The organism is Rheinheimera aquimaris (genome assembly GCF_020531985.1).
In the GTDB taxonomy this organism is placed as follows: domain Bacteria; phylum Pseudomonadota; class Gammaproteobacteria; order Enterobacterales; family Alteromonadaceae; genus Alishewanella; species Alishewanella aquimaris.
In genome coordinates this window covers 953226-974137 of sequence record NZ_JAJAVQ010000001.1, presented here as the reverse complement: position 1 = coordinate 974137, position 20912 = coordinate 953226, and the positions used below count along the sequence as shown (strand labels likewise).

The window sequence follows — 20912 nt, the reverse complement described above, 5'->3', positions numbered from 1 at the left end:
CCAAGGTGTCATAGTTCACTCCTGTTTTTATCAAATGGGCGTTGCCGCCTGTGCAGATATCACAAGAATCGCGCCATAATTTAAGTTATTGTTTTTAATTTAATTATTTTATTTTGTGCTAGTGAGATGGTGGTTATTACCATGATGTTTTCGGGTTAAATGTACCCGTTGGGTATAAAACACCTTTTGTCTCGCTGCTAAAGGTGTTTTATACCTCTTTGGCGATATAGGCAGAAAGGTTGGGCTGATTTAAGCTGGCTCTTGAACCAACAGAAATGAACAGAGTTGAGAACAGCTATGGAGTACTACATACAGGTAAAACAACTGCATATGTTTTGTGCCTATCTCAGTGTTACCTTATTTACTGGTCGGCTGCTACTGGACATGTCAGGTATGCCTGGCTGGCGATTTAGCCCCGCAAGGTATTTGCCGCATATCAATGATACCCTGCTATTGACGTTCGCCTTTACCTTACTGGCAATAGGTCCCTGGCAGCCATTCATTCATGCCTGGCTGGGTGTGAAAATTGTGCTGCTGCTAGGCTATATCCTGACCGGGATCAGAGCATTCAAACTGTCACTACCGGTAAAACGGAGAGTCTGCTGGGCTGGGCTGGCTTTACTACAGCTCAGTGGCATTCTGTATCTGGCGATAAATAAGCCGATGTTGTTTAGCTAATTTTTATCTGGTGTCAGGCTTTATGTCCGGCATCAGGTTGTTGCGAATTAACATGCGCCGTACGCTCTGACACAGTTTGCCAAACTGGCGCAACTCATCAAATTTAGGCGTTCTTCCTTGTTTTATGGCGTGCTCCCAAAAGCTCAGTTCTGAATCAACCATTTCCAGCATTTTCTTCGGGCAACCTATGCAATCGGTGTTGGTGCCGCAAACAAAAGTGGCAGGTTCGTATAGCGGCATTTGCTGCTTTACATCAGCTATCAACTGCAACATTGCAGTTGATAAATCGGGTTTTCTTGCCACTATTGTCTCCTAATGTGTCGAGTCGTGAGGCGTAGCAACAACAGAGAGTTTGCGCCAGAAATAATTGGTCAGTAACCCAAAGTCATGTCCGGTTCGATGCAAATGTTTTGCGTGATGCTGACAAGTCTGACTAACCACATGGTTGTTTGCGGCCAGTTCGCTGATTTGATGCATGCTGCAATTTATTGCTTCAGCGACGGTACTTTGTTGCTGTACGGCAACTGCAATTAATCTGCTGGCATCAATGCTATGCTGAGTACGCTCTGAAAGCTGAGTTACTGCGTTTGCTAACATGTCGGTTTGTGTGACACAGTCATCACCGAGCTTTTTTCCCTGTGTCATAGCGTCAATCGTTTGCTGACTGCTGTGTTTAATTCCTGTGACGATTTTTTCAATTTCACTTACAGATTGTTGTGTACGGTTAGCCAATTCCCGAACTTCCGCAGCAACCACCGAGAAGCCGCGGCCAGCGTCTCCGGCGCGCGCGGCTTCTATTGCGGCATTCAGTGCAAGCAAGTTTGTTTGATCTGCAAGTGCAGTGATGACATCTAACACCCCAGTAATGCGCTGGCTGTTATCGGCTAATTCATTCAGTTTGCTATCTGCCTGTATCAGACTGTGCTGCAGCCGGGTAATCAGGTTGTGGCTTTGTGTGCTGATTTGCAGACAATTATCAAAGCCGCTTTGTAGTTCGATACCGGTATCCGCATTGATTTGAGCATTGGCGGCAACGTCTGTAATGGACGCTGTCATTTGGTGCATGGCGGTTGCCACTTGTTCAGTTTCACTAAATTGTGCCTGGATATTATCGTCCAGTTGTTTCATATAAGTGCTGACCTGATGACTACTGTTTTGCAGTTGATCCGCGACAAAACACATGCGTCCTGTCAATGCTGCTTGTTCACCTTTTAATTTTTGCAGGTTAAACGTTATTGGCGTTGAAGGATGCCTGCTGCCGCAGTAAATGTATTGCAAGATCTGATCTGTCAGTGTTTCTTTTGTACTGCTTTTGGCCTCACTAAAGGGTTTTAGCAACCATAATTGTGCAAAAAGTGATAACAGTGCACTGGCAATCAACATCCAGATAATAACGGTTTGCGATAAGGCTAGTGTTAAACTCAACGCGACAGCAATGGCTGCCGGGATAACGTTCAGTTTTACTAAACTTGTGCTTAGGTCATGAGCCTGTGTACTGGGTGTCTTACCCTGTTGTAACTGAGTATAAAGCGCTTCTGCCCGGTTAATTTGTTCCTTGCTTGGTTGTCTGCGTACTGACTGATATTCGACAATCTTACCATCGTCGTAAATTGGGGAAACAAAGGCATCCACCCAGTAATGGTCTCCGTTTTTACAACGGTTTTTAACAACGCCGCGCCAGGATTGTCCTGCTTGCACGGTTTGCCACAAATGTTCGAAAGCTGCAGCGGGCATATCTGGATGGCGCAAGATATTATGACCATGACCTATCAGCTCATCTTCAGTGTAACCACTGATATCAATAAATTGTTGATTAACAGAAGTGATTCTGCCTTTGAGATCGGTTGTTGATAAGATATTGCAATCGGCGGGTACGGGAATATTGCGTTGTGTAACGGCATTCTTTTTCAGCATTGTTTTACGTCTTGTACAATCTGTATGTTATATGAGCAGTGTAACAAGGTCGCTGTATAGGTAAATTCTGCTTGGAGGGTAGAGTCGTACCACTTAGGCGGTACGACAGTATGTTTAGTAAATAAGCATTAAGCTGTATCAGGCGTGCTGTTTGTAATCGTGCAGCGTATTAACACTTCCCGACTCACGCTCATAATGCCGTAAACTGTGTTCGATGCGTCGGCCACGGCTAAAGGCAGAAACGCGTTTTAAGTAGCCAATCACCCGGGTGCCGTAATCTATATCGCTACTACCGCATGCCGGACAAGCACATAATGTGCGCTTATCAATAGCTTCACACTGATTACAGATGGTAATTTTGACGTTGACACAGAAGTAGTTGCAACCCGTATTGGCGGCAATATTTAGCAAGTTAACATATCCGGCTTTATCGAGTTTTTCCTCCAGGTTCAAGTGCAAGGCTGAACCGCCGTCTAAGTAATCAAGCAGCTTCCTGCCGTGCAACTGAAATTTGTCCAGAGTGTTGGTGAGTTCATCTTCAACAACATAAAAGTAAGAGTTATAGCAATCGCGTGAGACCAGATAGCCGTCCTCACGATCCCATTTCGCATTCTTAACACCCAGATTCTCTGCCGGCACAAACTCAGTATTAAACATATAACCATACTCGGCTTTAGCGGCTTTGTTGGCATCAAATATCGTTTTCAGATGTTGTTGTACAAACTGAATGTACTGTGCATTGTTGCCGGCAATTAAGCCCTGAGATTCAGCCGCCTCGACCATGCCATTTATACCGATAGTCAAAAACTGCTTATCAAGGCTGATAAAACCTGCATCATACACAGTTAATAAACCCGCAGCTTTGTATTCCTCCATCAGTTTTCGGTAGGCCACCTGGTAACGGTGAATTTTCGCCACTTCAGTAGCCAGATCTCTGCCATCCTGGACCAAGCGGTTCATATTAATAGTCATAACGTTAATAGAGCCGGTAGCAACACCGCCCGCCCCCAATGAGTATGAAAAAGTATTGTCACTGATTTCACTGCGCAAGCGACAGCAACTGGCTAACGAGTCGGCATTGTCTGACTGATAGATAAAGAACGAGTTTCCTTGAGCCATCTCTTGCGCAATATCATTGGCGAAGTCACTGTCTTTACACTGACCCTTTTCGGTCAACATAGCGACTGTAACAACAGGAAAGGTCAACACGGTTTTTTCGCGTTCTTTATTAAACCAGTTTAAGAAGAATTGCTGTAACGCTGATACAGAGTACCACTCTGGCTTTACAAAATCGGGAAAAACAAAGTCACCAAACATACTGTTAAAGTAATGCTGATCGTATACGGAGATATTCCAGAACACACTTTGATAACCACGTGCGGCAGCGGGCTGATTTAGGGCATACACCACATGTTGCAGATGATTTTCAATTTGTTTGCGATGCGTTTTAAGATAGTTGTCGCCATAGTCTTTACGGGCGAAATAATCAAAATAGGTTAGAAACTCAACTGTTGCGACAGCACCGGCAAACTGACTGGATACGGCGAAAACAAAGTTTACAAAACAACCGCAAAATGACTCTAAATGTTTAGGTGCTCTGGATTCGCCGCCAAGTTTAGTTAAACCATCTCGTAAGAACGGATACATGGTTACTGACACGCAATAGGGTTTTAGGCTGGTTTCGTCATGCACATAAATCTCGTGATCAGTAATCTGGCGCAGATATTCTGCTGCCAGTTCTGCTCCGAACAATTCACTGATTTTATTGCTTACCAGAGCGCGGTTGACCTGAATAAACTGGTCTTTCATCAACTCAGCTTCCAATGTAGCGATGTTTTTTTGTGTCACATTGGCGTTGGCGTCCAGTTTTGAGCCGTCAGCGGCATTTTGTGCTTGCAGATAGTTGCTGATAAAACCGAGTTTTTGTTGCAATTGATAAAAGTTCAGCGCTTGCATAAGGTGTCCCTCTGTTATTGTCCGAGAAATAAATGGTTCAAACATTGGCCGGTACGTAAATCGGTGAAAACCTGGTTAGTGTTGGGGTTGTTAAGGCCGCCACGTTCCGACTGCCAACGCCCGGTTTTCAGGTAGGTAAGCTGTTGTTTCAGTGCATTGGTAACGTCATCTAAGCCGGTATATAAGCAAGTGTTGAGCCCGGCATTACGCGCAATAACAAGCATTTGTAATAAGCTACTCTGCTGCCACTCACCCCCCAGAAATAGCACGCAGCTGATAAGGCCTACATAGGATGCCAGCCGATACTGAAAGTAGTCTGTGCTAAGTTGTGTTCCTTGCTCTGGCCGCCAGCTGTAGCTGCTGTGACAGCCTTTACAACCCAATGGACAACCGGCAATTGTAAACGCCAGCGAGACTTCCCCCGGCACTTCCTGAAATACTATTTGCTCGTCGGTGAATCTCAGCATAACCCCTCTATATAGTGATTTATTATTTATTTAATACTATATGTTGTGTTTTAGCTTAATGTCTTCTGAAATGAAAAGTTTGATCTGGATCAAGTTTTGCCAGCGCGACTAACGTGAGGACAGCGGTAATACGCACCAGCACTGGGGTTGTTACCCCTTCGGGAGTAGTGGAGCGTATTTAATCCAAATAAAAAAACCGCCCGCTGAAAACCAGGGGCGGCGCAGAGGAGCCAACAATTATATTGGCAAACGTGGATTTTCCAGGAAAGGCTACAACTGATAAACCAGCATTAACCAGATTTTAGTGGTATCGACAGCAAAGCTGTCAGCATTGTAGTGGGCCAGTTTGAACACGCCTGATAGTTGGGCATTCAGGCTGTAGCTGGCCGCTGCGTTCCATTCGTCACCGTATTTGGCATTGCCGGTATCACTGTCGAATTGGTGATACCCCAGCATCAGGCCAACGTCTTTTACTTTGGTATTTAGCTGCATCCAGTTATCGCGTAATCCGTTGTCAGGTGTATTTAAGAACATATCAGCAAAGCCAGAAAAGGCGTGTAATGTTGCCAGGGGTGTTTGAAACGCAGTTTGGCCATCACCGGCTAAGCGCTCTTGCCCAGCCTGCACGGTAACACCAGGCAGTGCCCAGTTCAGACTGATACGGTGATAGTTGTGGCTAAACGCTTGTGTTGCGTTGTGTGCATCGTCTTGCTGAGCCAGTGATAAATGCCAGCTTAACTGCGGTAGTACAGCAAGTTTGCCCTGATAATCGATGCCCAGGGTTCGGCTGCTGCGGCTGGTCCAATTATCAAATTCAAAGTCGTAACCAAAAGCCAGAAATTTATGATCAGCGTTAGCTTGCCAATGTGCAGTAAAGGTGTTGAAACTGCCGTGCTGATCGGCGGCGGTCCCTTTGGGGCCAAAGATGCGGTTTACGTTGTAGTAGTGGCCAAGTTCTAGTGTAAGTTCGCTACCAACGCTTTGTTGCAGACGATAACCATCTAATGTTTGTTCATTCTGTCGCCAGCCAACGCCACCGAGAAAACGCTGATTGGCATGGTTGACCAATTGGCGACCGGCGCTGAAGCTGGTTCCTTGTTTATTCTGATAGCTGAGTAACGCCTGATTGATATCGGTACCTTTCGGATCGGCCACTACGCTGTAGTTGGTTTTGCCGTTGTAGGTGCTGTTGTAGTTATCATTGCCAAACAAGCTAACATTATCCAGTTGCACCACTGCGCTGAAGTTATCGAACTTACCGGTTGTTACGGTTAAACGGCTGCGCAAAGTGGAGGCTATTGCATTGTCCAGGGTGTTGTCTTGTTCAACATGTTCCAGACGGTAACGAAACTGTGCCGAGACCTCGCTTTGCTTAATGGCCGAGCTGAACTGCTCGTTGATGCTGGCATAGGCCGGTGCAGAAATAGCCGTAACAGAACATGCCAGAGTAATGGCAAAGGGCAGGGCAGAAACAGATGTTTTCATGATGACGCTCCAGACTGCAGGTTGATGCACAGATCCTAGCCTGAAACTGATTTTTTTATAATTAGGTTAAGGGGTTACCTAACTGTTGGTATAGCCGGCAACCAAGTGTTACCAGCTACACCAACAAGGGTTACTGCATGAGTGGAGAGTCAGATAAGTTAAAATCGTAGCCGTCTATTTGAGCATCGACAATTAAGCGGTGAATATATTGTGCGACAGCTTTGCGCCGCACTTTTTCGTTTAGATAGTCGGCAATTTTTTGCTGAACCACACTAAAGGGTAACTGTTTTCCCGCTACTTTGCGGGCAATATAGACGATGTGATAACCATAACGGCTTTCAACGGGCTGCACTAGCAAGCCCTCTGCAGCACTAAATATCTGCCGTTCAAATTCGGGTACGGTCTGTCCGCGGCTGATTTGGCCAAGGCTTCCGCCGGTTTCTTTGGATGGGCAAGCCGAATATTGTCGTGCCAATTCAGATAACAACGCGCCTTGCTGCAATTGTGTTATTAACTGTTCAGCCAGAGCTTTTGCTTCAACCCGTGCGATATCATCGTCTGGCGCTGCTCCGAGTAATATGTGGCTGACTTCTAACAGTGGCGAACTGGCAAAGCGCTGCGGATTTAACGCGTAATATTGTTCACACTCTTGTGAGCTGGCTTGTGGTATTGCAACTTCTGTCTGAATTAATGCATCGAGGAAGTTATCGTCAGAGGCGTGGTTGGCTTCACTTTTTACGCTTAGCCCCAATGCTTTGGCGCGTTGGCGCAGCAGTTCGCCAATTATCAGTGACTCAGCGGCCTTTAGCATGGCAGAACGTTTATTGTTGGAGGGGTGATATTGCATCTCAGCCATGATGGCTGCTTCGCTGATACTGGTATTGTTGACTTGTATCATTTTAAACCTCTGTTACCGGGTTAGGTGTAACTTGCCGCAAGACAGCTTTTAGCCGATATTGCACACAAAGACGCCGTAAATCCGTCCCTGGAGGCTCCTCTCCGGCATCCATGCCGGAGACGCTTTGTTTAGCAATATAGGCACGCTGCCTTGCTGGTCATCCGATCTTGTCTGGCCCAGGTTGGAACCTCGTTAGCGCAGTCACAGAGTGTCTGAACCCTGCCGTAGGCAGCAGGGCGAGTTGCTGTGGCGAGCATGGCGAGTATTTCAACCGTTAGGGTCAAACGTGGCTATCGCACAAAACGCTGACGTACAATCTGGTGCTGACGGCGCACATACTGCACCGGCACGCTTAACATATGTACCAAGCGGCTGAACGGGAATACCACAAACAGCGTCATACCCAAAAATACATGCATTTTGAATATCCAGTGTACGTTGCTTATGGCTTCAACTGCGGCGACGCTGTTAAAAGTAACGGTGTTTTGCGCCCAGGCCATTAGTTTTAGCATCTCAGCGCCATCCATGTGCCCCAGCGATACAGTGATGGACAGTAAGCCTAGTATCAATTGTGCATATAATAGCAACAAGATTACGATGTCCATGGTATTGCTGGTCGCACGGATACGCGGGTTACCTAATCGCCGTTTGATCAACACGGTTAGTCCAAAAAAGCAAATCAGACCAAACAAACCACCGGCTCCAACAGCAATCATTTGCTTCATTTGGGCGGTGATGCCCAGCAGATGCCAGATTTCTTTTGGCATTAATAAGCCAAAGAAATGACCAAGGAAAATACCCAGAATGCCAATATGAAACGGGATACTGCCAAGGCGTAACTGCTTTTTTTCCAGCAACTGACTGGAGCTGGTTTTCCAGGTGTACTGCTCTCTGTCATAGCGGATCCAGCTACCTATCACCATAATGGCGATGGCAATATAGGGATAAATGCCAAAGGCAAACATATTTAAGTGTGCCATGTTAAAACTCCTTTAGGCGCGCTTTTCAGCCGCAACTTGGTATAAGGTTTGTTCCGTTGCCGGGCTGCCTAACAGCTCAGTACTTAACGGAATATACTGATCTCGACGTTGGCCTTCTGCCGGCTTATTGCCGGTGCCACAGGCTGCGTTGGTCTGTTCATTGCCTATAAAGCTGACCATTTCCTCTTCCCATACTTTGTCTAACGCTTTGGGCGTGTCGTCGCGCTGTTCATTAGCGATTTGCTGTTTAATGTCGGTCAAATCGACCTCTGCTTTTGATAACGACAGCAGAGTGGAGAAAATACTGGCATAGTCTGATTGCCGCTGTTCTAGGCGACACAGCAGTACTGCCAGCACCGGGGAGATTTCTTCGAGGCCAATTTGCGCATTTTGCGTACCCTGAGTGGATAAAAACTCCAGATACAGTGGCAAATAGTCTGGCAGCTCTTTCACGCCGATATCCAAACCGGCTTCACGATATTGCGCCAGTAAGTTGACCATAGCCTGGCCGCGGTCACGCGACTCACCATGTATATGTTCAAATATCAGTAGTGAAAGCGACCGGCCGCGTTCAAACAGACCATCGTATTCCGATTGCCAGTCCATCAGGGCTCCGGCGGTGCGAGACTGAATAAACTCAGTCAGTTGCTGTTTCTGGTCTGCATCGATAGTGGCGTTGGCCACTACCGATAGCAGATCATCTTTGCCGTCCACCATGGGCTGGAGTGGATAGTCCAGTAACAGTGATAACAGTTGTAGGATCTGCATAGTTATTTACTCCTGAATATCAACCGGGATAACCTGACGCACGCCTTTGGCTTTAGTGCCAAACAGGTTTACGCCGTTATTACCATCGCCACAGCCATTACCAAAGCTAAAACCACAGCTCGACTTTAAGTCGTAAGCGTTTTCGGCATAGGCGCGGTGGCTGGTTGGAATAACAAAGCGATCTTCATAGTTCGCCAGAGCCATATAACGGTACATTTCTTCAACCTGCACCGGCGTTAAGCCCACTTGCTTGAGCACGTCAACATCCTCAATGCCATCGACCTGCTGCGCACGCTTGAAGGCGCGCATCGCAATCATCCGCTCCAATGCCCGCACCACCGGTGCTTCATCGCCGGCAGTAAGCATATTGGCCAGATACCGCAGCGGAATCCGTAATGACTTCAGATCCGGAATTTCGCCATTCATGCCGACATGGCCTGCCTGCACTGCGCTTTGAATAGGTGACAGTGGTGGCACGTACCAAACCATGGGTAAGGTGCGGTATTCCGGGTGTAGCGGTAGTGCGACTTTCCAGTCCATCGCCATCATGTAAACCGGTGAGCGCTGGGCGGCTTTAATCCAATTGTCACTGATACCTTCAGCACGGGCCGCGGCAATCACTACCGGATCGTTTGGATCGAGGAAGATATCCAACTGTGCCTGGTACAGGTCTTTCTCGTTGGGAGTATTGGCCGCCACTTCAATTTTGTCGGCGTCATACAGCAGCACGCCTAAGTACCGGATCCGACCAACGCAGGTTTCAGAGCATACTGTCGGTTGGCCAGCTTCAATGCGCGGGAAGCAGAAGGTACATTTTTCTGATTTACCGGTTTTCCAGTTGTAGTAGATCTTTTTGTACGGGCAAGCTGATACGCACATACGCCAACCGCGACATTTGTCCTGATCGATTAGCACAATGCCGTCTTCTTCGCGTTTGTATATGGCACCAGACGGACATGCTGCAACGCAAGCAGGGTTCAGGCAGTGCTCACATAGCCGTGGCAGGTACATCATAAAAGTCTTTTCAAACTGACCGTAGATGTCTTTTTGCACGACCTCGTCAAAGTTTTTATCTTTTTTACGTTTGGCAAACTCGGTACCGAGGATCTCTTCCCAGTTTGGACCCCACTCGATTTTTTCCATGCGTTGGCCGCTGATCAGCGAGCGTGGCCGCGCGACAGGTTGATGTTTGCTGTCGCCTGCATTGTGTAAATGTTGATAGTCAAAATCGAACGGCTCGTAATAGTCGTCGATTTCCGGCAAATCCGGGTTGGCGAATATATTCGCCAGAATGCGCCGTTTGCCACCAATTTTCAGCTCCAGTTTACCGCTTTTATTGCGTACCCAGCCGCCATTCCATTTTTGCTGGTTTTCCCATTCTTTCGGAAAACCAATACCAGGTTTGGTTTCGACGTTGTTAAACCAGGCGTACTCAACACCTTCACGTGAGGTCCAGACATTTTTACAAGTGATGGAGCAAGTGTGGCAACCTATGCACTTGTCTAAATTCAGCACCATGCCAATTTGGGCTCTTACTTTCATGTTACTCACTCCAACCTTATTTAGTATCCAGCCAGTCGACTTTGCTCATCTTGCGCACCACGACGAATTCGTCACGGTTGCAGCCGACGGTACCGTAGTAGTTAAAGCCATAGGCCTGCTGAGCGTAACCACCTATCATGTGGGTTGGCTTCATTACGGCGCGGGTTACCGAGTTATGAATACCACCACGGGTGCCGGTGAGTTCGCTGCCGGGTACGTTCACAATACGTTCCTGTGCGTGATACATCATGCTCATGCCTTCGGGTACCCGTTGCGATACCACGGCCCGTGCGGCGATAGCACCGTTGACGTTGAAGATTTCAATCCAGTCATTATCTTCAATGCCAGCAGCGGCAGCGTCGGTTTCACTAAGCCAGACAATCGGGCCACCGCGTGACAACGTCAGCATCAACAGGTTGTCTGAGTAAGTACTGTGGATACCCCATTTCTGGTGCGGTGTGATCCAGTTCAGTACGACCTCTTTGTTACCATTAGGCTTCTTGTTCAGCACAGGCTGTACAGTTTTCAGGTTGATTGGCGGTTTGTAGCTACATTGCTGTTCACCAAAATCGCGCATCCACTCATGGTCCTGATAGAACTGCTGACGGCCGGTAATGGTGCGCCATGGGATCAGCTCGTGAACGTTGGTGTAGCCAGCGTTGTAGGACACATGTTCATCTTCCAGCCCTGACCAGGTTGGTGAACTGATGATCTTGCGTGGCTGCGCTACAATATCGTTAAAGCGGATCTTTTCTTCTTCTTTTGGCCGTGCCAGATGGGTATGATCTCGACCGGTTATTTTGCCCAAAGCATCCCAGGCTTTTACCGCAACATGACCATTAGTTTCTGGCGCTAAGGATAAAATCATCTCGGCAGCATCAATGGCGCTGTCAATTTTTGCCATGCCTTTGTTGGCACCTTCGGCGGTATGTACACGGTTGAGCTTTTTCAGGAAGTTAACTTCCTCTTTAGTGTCCCAACTGATGCCTTTACCGCCGTTACCAATTTTCTCCAGTAACGGGCCAATTGATGTAAAGCGGGCATAAGTATTAGGGTAATCGCGCTCAACAATATTGATGTGTGGCATTGTAACGCCAGGAATGGCGTCGCATTCACCTTTCCACCAGGCTTTAACACCATAAGGCTGAGCTAACTCAGCAGGAGTGTCATGATGCATGGGGATAGTGACAACATCGGTTTCCACGCCCAGATGACCAACGGCAGCTTTCGAGAACGCTTTGGCGATACCTTTAAAAATTTCCCAGTCGCTGCGGGCTTCCCAGACCGGGTCGATTGCGGCAGTTAACGGGTGAATAAACGGATGCATATCCGAGGTATTCATATCGTCTTTTTCATACCAGGTTGCGGTAGGTAATACGATATCTGAGTACAAGCAGGTGGTGGACATACGAAAATCTAATGTCACCCACAGGTCGACTTTGCCCTCAGCCGGCTTATCTGTCCATTCAACATCTTCAGGTTTTTTACCGCCAAACTCACCCAGATCTTTGCCCAATAAGCCATGCTTAGTGCCAAGGAAGTGGCGCAGCATGTATTCATGACCTTTACCGCTTGAGCCGAGCAGATTAGATCGCCAGACAAACATATTGCGTGGGAAGTTTTTCGGATCTTCCGGCTGCTCGCAGGCAAACTTTATGTTTCGATCTTTTAACTGCTGCAGCACATAGTCTTTAACGTCAAGGCCTGCTGTTTTGGCTTGTGCCGCCAGCTTGAGCGGGTTCGTGCCTAACTGTGGTGCAGAAGGCAACCAGCCCATCCGTTCCGCCCGGCTGTTAAAGTCGATAATACTGCCTGACCATTTTTCTTTATTGGCCAGTGGTGAGACTACCTCGGCCATGTCCAGTTTTTCATAACGCCATTGGCTGGAATGGTTGTAGAAGAAAGAGGTACCGTTCATATGACGCGGCGGCCGCTGCCAGTCAAGCGCAAACGCCAGCGGCGTCCAACCGGTTTGTGGTCGCAGTTTTTCCTGACCAACGTAATGCGCCCAGCCACCGCCGCTCTGACCAATACAGCCACACATCATCAGCATATTGATCAAACCACGGTAGTTCATGTCCATGTGATACCAGTGGTTTAATGCTGCGCCGACAATTACCATAGAGCGGCCGCGGGTTTTATCGGCATTGCGGGCAAACTCACGGGCAACACGAATCACATCTTCCGGGTTAACGCCGGTAATCGGCTGTTGCCAGCCTGGTGTATATGGCACATTGTCATCGTACGATTTGGCGCGGTTGGAGTCATTGATACCGTTATCTACACCATAATGCGCCAGCATGAGGTCAAACACGGTAGCAACCAGTGCGGTGCTGCCGTCGGCAAGTTCGACTTTTTTTGCTGGGATCTTGCGCATCTGTACTTCGTCATGTGCGGTGTGCTGAAAGTACTTGTACTCGTGTGGCGCGCCACCAAAGTATGGGAAGGCCACATCAGCCAGCTCATCGTAGCTGTCTTTTAGTGTCAGCTGCAGATCGATGTCGCCGTCTTTGTCTTTTTGCTCCAGGTTCCACTTGCCTGCCTGGCCCCAGCGGTAACCAATGGCGCCGTTCGGGCTGGTTAAACGGCCGTCGCTGTTGATGGCAATGGTTTTCCAGTCCGGGTTGTTATCTTCACCCAGGTTATTAACCAGATCGGCGGCGCGCAGGAAGCGACCCTGAGTAAGTTTGCCGTTTTGCTGTTCCAGCATGACCAGCATTGGCATGTCAGTGGTGCGTTTTACATAGTCGGTAAAATACGCGCTTGGGTTATCAACATGGAATTCTTTTAAGATAACGTGGCCAAATGCCATCGCCAGTGCGGCATCTGTACCTTGGCGTGGGGCCAGCCAGGTGTCGCCAAATTTAGACGCTTCTGAGTAATCCGAGGTGATAACACAGGTTTTAGTGCCTTTGTAACGTACTTCGGTTAAAAAGTGTGCGTCGGGCGTGCGGGTTTGCGGTACGTTTGAGCCCCAAACAATAATGTAGTTAGAGTTATACCAGTCTGCCGATTCCGGTACGTCGGTTTGCTCACCCCACACTTGCGGTGAGGCTGGCGGTAAGTCGCAATACCAGTCATAGAAGCTTAAACAGTTGCCGCCAATTAAGGATAAGTAGCGCGCGCCGGCAGCGTAAGACACCATCGACATCGCCGGAATTGGCGAGAAGCCGGTTACCCGATCCGGGCCATAGGTTTTGGTAGTGTAAACGTTTGATGCAGCAATCAGCTCGTTCACTTCCTCCCAACTGGCTCTGACAAAGCCACCCAAACCGCGACGCTCTTTATAGCTTTTCGCCTTTTCCGGGTTAGTGACAATAGACTCCCAGGCTTTTACTGGATCTCTATGCTCAGCTTTGGCTTCACGCCATAGTTTCATCAGTTGTTGGCGAACTTTAGGGTACTTCAAGCGGTTGGCGCTGTAGATGTACCAGGAATAACTGGCACCACGCGGGCAGCCACGCGGCTCGTGGTTCGGTAAGTCTGGGCGGGTGCGCGGATAATCAGTTTGTTGGGTTTCCCAGGTTACCAGACCATCTTTAACATAAATTTTCCAACTGCACGAGCCGGTGCAGTTTACGCCATGAGTTGAGCGCACTATTTTGTCGTGCTGCCAGCGTTGACGATAACCTTGCTCCCAGGTTCTGTCTTCGTTGGTGGTTACGCCGTGACCGTCGGCGAACGGGGCTTTGCGCGTGTTAAAAAACCGCAGTTTGTCGAGCAGATGACTCATGATTTACTCCTGGTCTGTCTTGCGTGAACAGAGATATTGCTTTTCTGATATGCACACTATAGAAACAACAGGACGATGATGCTTGATTTAGATCATGCTAACCAGAGCGCTAAATTGCTGATAAAAAACAGAAATACCTATTAATGGGTAGTGTGGGTAGCGACGAAATGGCCGACAATACGGCATCTTCTACCTCCTGACTTGATGAAGAGTAAGCTTGGCTTACAGCAATAGAAAAAAGGGGGTAGCTCAATTGTGCTGCTGTTTTTTTATGCGGCAGGCACTGACGTAAAGGGTTATGCTTTAGATGTAGATAAGCGGAGAGCGTATGCGACAATTTTCTATTGTTACCCGGATTAATATTGCACTGGCCTGCATCGTTACCTTAGCTATTGGCACTATGCTGGCATCGTACTGGCTATCGGATAAAACAGATAATGATGCATATGCAGTAAATGTTGCAGGTTCATTACGGATGCAAAGTTACCGCTTAGCTTGGTTGGCCCAACATGGGGACGAAGAAAAATTAACGGCTGCAAAAGCCCAGTTTGAGCAAAGCTGGCAACATCCTGTGTTTAAGCGGTTTATGCACAATGACGTTGTAGTGTCACAATTTGATACTGCAAAGAAACACTGGAATAGCTTGCAGAGGCAAATTACCGACGGCTCTGCGTCACCTGAGCAAATAGAGTTGGCATTGAATCAGCAAATTCTGCAACTGGAGCAACTGGTAGCCTATATTCAGCACGATGCTGAGCAAAAAGTGCGCAGTTTTCGTACCCTGCAACTGGCTGCATTGCTGACGACGGTAATACTGTCGGCAATAGTGATCTACTGGTTAAAAGTAATGGTGCAACAGCCGCTGGAAGCTCTGACCCAAGGAGCAAAGCGGGTCGCGATGGGGGATTTTACCCATAGGCTCAGTGTAGAAAATCAAGACGAGTTGGGTACGTTGGCCCATAGTTTTAATAAAATGAATGATTCCATATCTTACATGTATGGCAATTTGGAGCAGAGAGTAGAGCAGCAAACCGAAGCGTTACAGCATAAAAACACAACCCTGCGATTTCTTTACAATACTGCACGGCGTATCAGTGAGCATGTGCCTGAATATACCGATTTTCACGAGATAGTCTCTGAGCTGAAAACTGTGGTTAAACTGGACGATATCGAGTTATGTTTGTTTACAGAGGAAGGCTCTAAACCCTATATGCAGTTGGTTCCTTCATCAGATAATGACCCTTGTGTTGAACAAAATTGTGCTGAATGTTTAACCACTGAAATTCGTAGTGATTGCATCTCACAGCAATTCAACTTTCTGTTGCAACGTGACAGAAAAAAGTATGGCGTATTGGTGGTACGGCTAAGGCCAGACGAGAAAGTCAATGCATGGCAATCTGAATTATTGTCTTCTGTGGCAGATCAGCTGGCGCTGGCATTAAGTTTAAAGTCAGAAGAATATCAAATGCGTCGTCTTGCGTTGATGCAGGAGCGAACAGTGATTGCCCGTGAATTACATGACTCGCTGGCGCAGGCGCTTTCTTATCTGAAAATACAAGTTACCCGGCTAAATAAAGCGATACAAAAAGATGATAAAGGAACAATTGATGACGTGTCAGGTGAGTTGAAGCGAGGGCTTGATGCTGCCTATCGTCAGTTACGGGAATTGCTGACAACTTTTCGTTTAAAAGTTGACGGTACCGGCTTGCTTAGTGCGCTGCAAACAACAGTAAAACAGTTGAGCGAGCAATCGGGTATGCAAATTTTGTTGAATTACCAATTGACAGATATACCTTTAGCACCGCATGAAGAAATTCATTTACTGCAAATTATCCGCGAGGCCTCGCAAAACGCCGTTCACCATAGCCAGGGATCTGAAATCATGATCAGTCTGCAGCAAGATGAGCAGGGCGTACATTTAGCGGTAGAAGATAATGGTGTTGGTATACCTCAGGCGGCAGAAAAACTGAATCATTACGGTTTAGCAATCATGCAAGAACGCAGTAAACACTTAGATGGAAATATCCAGATTATCGCCAGGGCCGAAGGCGGGACAGGCGTATATTTTCGCTTTATGCCCGACTATCTGCGTCAGAAGCATAGTGCCTGATACCTCTTTATGGGTATGGTAATCAGATCTGCAATAACGCAGGCTCGGACGGTATTTGACTACATTTGGGCTGAATATTTATGCTTGCTGTTGAAGAGTATTTCGATGACTTTGAAGCGCTGGTGCGATTATGTCAGCAAGAACCGGAAAAAGTAGAGCAGTTACGGCAGCTGCTTATTGCTAAACAAGATAATACCGGCAATAAGTTGGCGTTTTTACAGTATCAGTTTACCGTTGAGCAGCGACTGAATTTGATAGCTTCACCAGAAGAAAAACAACTGTTTATACAACAACAGTTAGCACGGAATGTCGATCGGTTGAAACAGTGCGTACTGCAGCTTCAAGCAAGCTGCGACACCATAGATAAACTAGCGAAATCATAAGGTAGTGTCGCAAAGAGACATATAGATTTATCACTGTTACAGTGAGATAAAAACAATCAAGGCGCGATATCCGCGCCTTGATTTTTCTGTTTTATGGATTATAAAACTCACCGTTCTTACGCAGGTAGAAAAACCAGTTAATCAACAAACATAACGCATAAAATATGGCGAAGCCTACCATCGCATATTCAGGTGTTGCCGCTTTTATTTGTTCACCCAGCACCTGCGGAATGTAGAATGCACCGTAGGCTGCAACAGCTGATGTCCAGCCTAACACCGGGCCTGCCTGTTCTTTCGGGAAAACCACTGCAATTGTGCGGAAAGTGGAACCATTACCAATGCCGCTGGCAGCAAACAGCCCTAAGAAAATCAGGAAAAACGGTACAAAATATTGCTCAGGCGTTGCACTCTGATAGGCCAGTTGCATGTAATAACCGGCACCCAGAGCGCACAAAACCATGACGACGGAGCATAACTGCGTGACAAAAGCGCCACCGAGCTTATCAGCAATCCAGCCGCCGACGGGGCGGATTAACGCACCGATAAAAGGCGCTATCCAGGCATAGGTCAGGGCACTTGGGCCATTCGGATTAGGTGTGGTATGAGTCATTAAACCGTCAACCATGGTATGGCTGTAGCCGAAGATCACTTTTATTGATAATGGAAAGGCGGCGGCAAAACCGATAAAAGAGCCGAAGGTCATTACATACAACACACTCATCACCCAGGTGTGTTTGTTATTAAAAATCTGATACTGGCGATCCAGGCTGGTACGAATGGCGCCTGGCAGCAATTTCAACAGAAATACAGTGGCAAATAATACTGCCAGCAGCACAATTTCTTTGGGAATACCAAAACCAGAGCCATTAGCTGATTCGGGTAAAATGAGCCATAAACCGACAACTGAGGTAATAAAACCTATGCCAAGCATGGCCAGGATGATACTGAATGATTTTATTGCAGAAGGTAATTTAGGTGTAACTTCTTCGGTATGAATATTGTTAGTTCCAAACCAAAGCAATAATGCCAGCGGTATCAGTGAGATCAACCAGGAAAACCCGGCGTTTTGGATCCAGGTATCCGTACCGGCTGGAATAGTGCCAGTAACGGTACCGCTGGCTTTCGTCAGAACCATAGGGTCGCCGCCGCCGAATAGTGTAAAAACACCATATGACATAAAAATAGGCACAAGTATTTGTACCGTGGTGACACCAAAATTACCGAGGCCAGCATTTAACCCCAAAGCCAAACCTTGTTGTTTTTTCGGAAAAAAGAAACTGATGTTAGACATGGATGAGGCAAAGTTACCCCCGCCGATACCGGATAGCAGTGCCATTAACTGGAACACCCAAAGTGGTGTGTCAATACTTTGCAGCGCCAAACCTGTGCCAACAGCAGGTATCATTAATAAGCTAGTGGTTAAAAACAATGTATAACGGCCACCGCATAAGCGAACGAAAAAGCTGGAGGGAATACGCAGCGTAGCCCCGGTTAAACCTGCGATGGCGGTTAGCGTAAACAACTCAGCTGTGCTGAACGGATAACCGACGTTAAGCATTTGTACAGTGACAATGCTCCAAAGCATCCAAACTCCGAAGCCGCATAATAAGCTTGGAATGGATATCCATAGATTACGATTGGCGATTTTTTTGCCGCATTGCAACCAGAAGGTATCGTCTTCTGGTCGCCAATGTTTGAGATCTGACATAGCGTACTCCTGATAGAGACCATAGTTGGTACTGTGGAAACTATGCAGGGCAATCAATTAGCTAACAATGTATCTTCGGTGTTAGCTAGTTCGCGTCCTGTGGATAGTTGGGGTTACCCCCAAAGGAGTATTTATCTGAATACAATAAAAAATAATCATTTAATATCATGATGTTATAGTTATGTTGTGGCAGGGTAATGTTTGAACATTGCGGCCTATTGTGACTAAGTAATTTGGCAATTAACTGATTTATATCAAAAACGACACGGCCTTGTTATATGCTAATAGCAGTACTTCTTCGGAATAATAGTTTGGGAGCCCGATATGTCAGAGCAAAAATCCAGTGTCATGCTGATAGATGATCATCCATTGCTGCGTAAAGGATTGAAACAGTTACTGGCTCTGGAAGATGATCTGGAAGTAATAGCTGAAGCGAGCAGTGGTGCTGAGGCCATACCTCTGGCAACAGAGTTGGATCCGGATCTGATTATACTGGATCTGAATATGCAGGGTATGGACGGTATCGCAACGCTAAAAAAGCTCCGTGATGAGGGGGTGACGTCGCGTATTGTAATGCTCACGGTTTCGGATGCCGATGAAGATGTGGTTAATGCGATTAGTAATGGTGCAGATGGTTACCTGTTAAAAGACAGTGATCCTGAAATACTACTGGAACACATTAAGCGCGCCTTGTCTGGCAAAATGGTACTTAGCGAAGCGGTGACACAGGTACTGGCAACAGCGTTGCGTCGCCCGACAGTAAAAACCCCTGCTGAATTAAATAGCCTGACCAATCGTGAGCATGAAATTTTAAGTTTTATTGCCAAAGGATTGAGTAACAAGTTGATCGCGCGCGAGCTGAATATTTCTGACGGTACCGTCAAAGTACATGTGAAACATTTATTGAAAAAGCTAGGTTTACGCTCACGGGTTGAAGCTGCTGTTTGGATGGTGAACCAGCAAGGGGGTAAGGTTTGATGGCTGCAGGAATGCTGGCAGTTGAGCAAGCGATCGCTCAGATGCTTGACGAGGTGCAGCCGTTGTCACAATGCGTAGACATACGGCTAAATGATGCTTTGGACTGTGTGCTGGCACAAGCTGTTATCTCGCATATTAACGTGCCCGGATATGATAATGCCGCTATGGATGGTTATGCGCTGCGTGCAGCAGAGGTTAAACCACAACAGGCGCTAACCGTTGTCGGCGCCGCGCTGGCCGGCCATGCCTATAGCGATGCAGTGCCAGTTGGCGGTTGTGTGCGTATTACCACAGGGGCCGTTTTACCGGCTGACCTGGATACGGTGGTGATGCAGGAGCAAGTTACAGTAACACAGCACAATGGTCAGCAGCAGATATTGTGCAAGTTGCAACCTGATACCGGTGAACATGTGCGACGTGCCGGTGAAGATATTGCGCTGGGAGCGCAGGTTTTTGCCGCCGGACACAAACTGCGTCCGGTAGATATTGGCTTGCTGGCATCTTTAGGCATTGCGACAGTTACGGTGTGGCGAAAGCTGAAAGTGGCCGTGTTTTCCAGTGGTGACGAGTTAGTGCCGCCTGGCAAGCCGTTAGCGGCAGGTCATATTTATGACAGCAATCGCTATGTCATCTCAGCTATGTTACAGCGCTTAGGCATTGAGGTGATTGATTTAGGGTTATTACCGGATGATCCTGATGTTATTGAACAGGCTTTTCTACAAGCGATGCAACAGGCTGATGTATTGATCACCAGTGCCGGAGTATCGGTGGGAGATGCCGATTACACCAGGCAAATTCTACAAAAGCTTGGCCAGATAAACTTTTGGCAGGTGGCAATAAAGCCAGGTAAACCTTTTGCTTTTGGTAAGCTTGAAAACTGCTGGTTTTTTGGTTTACCGGGTAACCCGGTCGCCGCGGTGGTAACACTGGAGCAACTTGTACAGCCGGTATTACGCCAGCTAAGCGGTGAAACGCTAACTGAGCGACCTATAAAGTTCATTGCCGAGTGTACTGTGCCGTTGAAAAAGCAAGCCGGACGTGCAGATTATCAACGAGGTTGGTACTGGCAGGATGAATATGGTTTGAAGGTTAAAACCCTGGGTGCTCAAAGCTCGGGTATGCTCAGCTCTGTTGCCAATGCTAATTGTTACATCGTGCTTGAGCGTGATGCTGTAAGCGTTGCAGCTGGTGAGAGAGTAACAATATTGCCATTTTCAAATTTGGTTTGTTAGTTCGAACTACCACCTTTGCGCTGGTGTAAACCGGCGCAGTTTTGATCTGCATCAACATCGTTAACCCCCTCGATCAGCAC

Annotated in this window: 16 protein-coding genes; 5 read left to right on the top strand and 11 right to left on the bottom strand. The window is 47.3% G+C overall.

The features are described 5' to 3' along the window. The first annotated feature begins 297 nt into the window (after positions 1 to 297). Positions 298 to 678, top strand: a complete 381-nt coding sequence (locus LHL18_RS04465) for a SirB2 family protein (protein WP_226765932.1) — start codon at positions 298 to 300, stop codon at positions 676 to 678. A gap of 3 nt (positions 679 to 681) precedes the next feature. On the opposite strand, the gene LHL18_RS04460 is transcribed toward LHL18_RS04465, so the two are convergent. The 10 genes from LHL18_RS04460 to LHL18_RS04415 all read right to left on the bottom strand — a co-directional run bounded on the left by LHL18_RS04460 (position 682) and on the right by LHL18_RS04415 (position 14421). Continuing rightward, positions 682 to 981, bottom strand: coding sequence for a hypothetical protein (locus tag LHL18_RS04460; protein WP_226765931.1), 300 nt, complete (start codon positions 979 to 981; stop codon positions 682 to 684). A gap of 9 nt (positions 982 to 990) precedes the next feature. Then, positions 991 to 2592 (bottom strand): methyl-accepting chemotaxis protein, encoded by a 1602-nt coding sequence (locus tag LHL18_RS04455; RefSeq protein ID WP_226765930.1) that lies wholly within the window; start codon positions 2590 to 2592, stop codon positions 991 to 993. Positions 2593 to 2730: 138 nt separating this feature from the next. Beyond that, the gene (gene nrdD / locus LHL18_RS04450; RefSeq protein ID WP_226765929.1) at positions 2731 to 4548 is read right to left on the bottom strand and encodes an anaerobic ribonucleoside-triphosphate reductase; all 1818 of its coding nucleotides are present in this window, start codon (positions 4546 to 4548) and stop codon (positions 2731 to 2733) included. Between the two features lie 14 nt (positions 4549 to 4562). Next, the gene (nrdG, locus tag LHL18_RS04445) at positions 4563 to 5015 is read right to left on the bottom strand and encodes an anaerobic ribonucleoside-triphosphate reductase activating protein (RefSeq protein ID WP_226765928.1); all 453 of its coding nucleotides are present in this window, start codon (positions 5013 to 5015) and stop codon (positions 4563 to 4565) included. 270 nt (positions 5016 to 5285) lie between these two features. Beyond that, positions 5286 to 6500: an alginate export family protein gene (locus LHL18_RS04440; RefSeq protein WP_226765927.1), complete on the bottom strand. Its 1215-nt coding sequence runs from the start codon at positions 6498 to 6500 to the stop codon at positions 5286 to 5288. Between the two features lie 130 nt (positions 6501 to 6630). Then, a complete protein-coding gene (locus LHL18_RS04435; RefSeq protein WP_226765926.1) occupies positions 6631 to 7398 on the bottom strand; it encodes a peptidylprolyl isomerase in 768 nt (255 codons plus the stop codon). Between the two features lie 290 nt (positions 7399 to 7688). Continuing rightward, entirely contained in the window at positions 7689 to 8378 is a 690-nt protein-coding gene (gene narI, locus LHL18_RS04430; protein WP_226765925.1) for a respiratory nitrate reductase subunit gamma, read from the bottom strand. 12 nt (positions 8379 to 8390) lie between these two features. After that, positions 8391 to 9146, bottom strand: coding sequence for a nitrate reductase molybdenum cofactor assembly chaperone (gene narJ, locus LHL18_RS04425; RefSeq protein ID WP_226765924.1), 756 nt, complete (start codon positions 9144 to 9146; stop codon positions 8391 to 8393). Between the two features lie 6 nt (positions 9147 to 9152). After that, the gene (narH, locus tag LHL18_RS04420) at positions 9153 to 10688 is read right to left on the bottom strand and encodes a nitrate reductase subunit beta (RefSeq protein WP_226765923.1); all 1536 of its coding nucleotides are present in this window, start codon (positions 10686 to 10688) and stop codon (positions 9153 to 9155) included. A 16-nt stretch (positions 10689 to 10704) separates the two neighbouring features. Then, positions 10705 to 14421, bottom strand: a complete 3717-nt coding sequence (locus tag LHL18_RS04415) for a nitrate reductase subunit alpha (RefSeq protein ID WP_226765922.1) — start codon at positions 14419 to 14421, stop codon at positions 10705 to 10707. A gap of 328 nt (positions 14422 to 14749) precedes the next feature. On the opposite strand from LHL18_RS04415, the gene LHL18_RS04410 reads away from it, so the two are divergent. Together LHL18_RS04410 and LHL18_RS04405 are read left to right on the top strand one after the other, a co-directional pair. Continuing rightward, a complete protein-coding gene (locus LHL18_RS04410) occupies positions 14750 to 16531 on the top strand; it encodes an ATP-binding protein (RefSeq protein ID WP_226765921.1) in 1782 nt (593 codons plus the stop codon). Positions 16532 to 16611: 80 nt separating this feature from the next. Further along, a complete protein-coding gene (locus LHL18_RS04405; protein ID WP_226765920.1) occupies positions 16612 to 16914 on the top strand; it encodes a DUF3135 domain-containing protein in 303 nt (100 codons plus the stop codon). A 91-nt stretch (positions 16915 to 17005) separates the two neighbouring features. On the opposite strand, the gene LHL18_RS04400 is transcribed toward LHL18_RS04405, so the two are convergent. Further along, positions 17006 to 18622: an MFS transporter gene (locus LHL18_RS04400; RefSeq protein WP_226765919.1), complete on the bottom strand. Its 1617-nt coding sequence runs from the start codon at positions 18620 to 18622 to the stop codon at positions 17006 to 17008. A gap of 324 nt (positions 18623 to 18946) precedes the next feature. Between LHL18_RS04400 and narL the strand changes: the two genes are divergently transcribed. Together narL and moeA are read left to right on the top strand one after the other, a co-directional pair. Further along, entirely contained in the window at positions 18947 to 19600 is a 654-nt protein-coding gene (narL, locus tag LHL18_RS04395) for a two-component system response regulator NarL (RefSeq protein WP_226765918.1), read from the top strand. Beyond that, positions 19600 to 20832 (top strand): molybdopterin molybdotransferase MoeA, encoded by a 1233-nt coding sequence (moeA, locus tag LHL18_RS04390; protein WP_226765917.1) that lies wholly within the window; start codon positions 19600 to 19602, stop codon positions 20830 to 20832. The genes narL and moeA overlap by 1 nt, the downstream gene beginning before the upstream one ends. Positions 20833 to 20912: the final 80 nt, after the last annotated feature.

Coding starts and splice junctions, on each gene's coding strand:
- LHL18_RS04465 (WP_226765932.1), top strand. CDS start 298: ATGGAGTACTACATACAGGTAAAACAACTGCATATGTTTTGTGCCTAT.
- LHL18_RS04455 (WP_226765930.1), bottom strand. CDS start 2,592: ATGCTGAAAAAGAATGCCGTTACACAACGCAATATTCCCGTACCCGCC.
- nrdD (WP_226765929.1), bottom strand. CDS start 4,548: ATGCAAGCGCTGAACTTTTATCAATTGCAACAAAAACTCGGTTTTATC.
- nrdG (WP_226765928.1), bottom strand. CDS start 5,015: ATGCTGAGATTCACCGACGAGCAAATAGTATTTCAGGAAGTGCCGGGG.
- LHL18_RS04440 (WP_226765927.1), bottom strand. CDS start 6,500: ATGAAAACATCTGTTTCTGCCCTGCCCTTTGCCATTACTCTGGCATGT.
- LHL18_RS04435 (WP_226765926.1), bottom strand. CDS start 7,398: ATGATACAAGTCAACAATACCAGTATCAGCGAAGCAGCCATCATGGCT.
- narI (WP_226765925.1), bottom strand. CDS start 8,378: ATGGCACACTTAAATATGTTTGCCTTTGGCATTTATCCCTATATTGCC.
- narJ (WP_226765924.1), bottom strand. CDS start 9,146: ATGCAGATCCTACAACTGTTATCACTGTTACTGGACTATCCACTCCAG.
- narH (WP_226765923.1), bottom strand. CDS start 10,688: ATGAAAGTAAGAGCCCAAATTGGCATGGTGCTGAATTTAGACAAGTGC.
- LHL18_RS04415 (WP_226765922.1), bottom strand. CDS start 14,421: ATGAGTCATCTGCTCGACAAACTGCGGTTTTTTAACACGCGCAAAGCC.
- LHL18_RS04410 (WP_226765921.1), top strand. CDS start 14,750: ATGCGACAATTTTCTATTGTTACCCGGATTAATATTGCACTGGCCTGC.
- LHL18_RS04405 (WP_226765920.1), top strand. CDS start 16,612: ATGCTTGCTGTTGAAGAGTATTTCGATGACTTTGAAGCGCTGGTGCGA.
- LHL18_RS04400 (WP_226765919.1), bottom strand. CDS start 18,622: ATGTCAGATCTCAAACATTGGCGACCAGAAGACGATACCTTCTGGTTG.
- narL (WP_226765918.1), top strand. CDS start 18,947: ATGTCAGAGCAAAAATCCAGTGTCATGCTGATAGATGATCATCCATTG.
- moeA (WP_226765917.1), top strand. CDS start 19,600: ATGGCTGCAGGAATGCTGGCAGTTGAGCAAGCGATCGCTCAGATGCTT.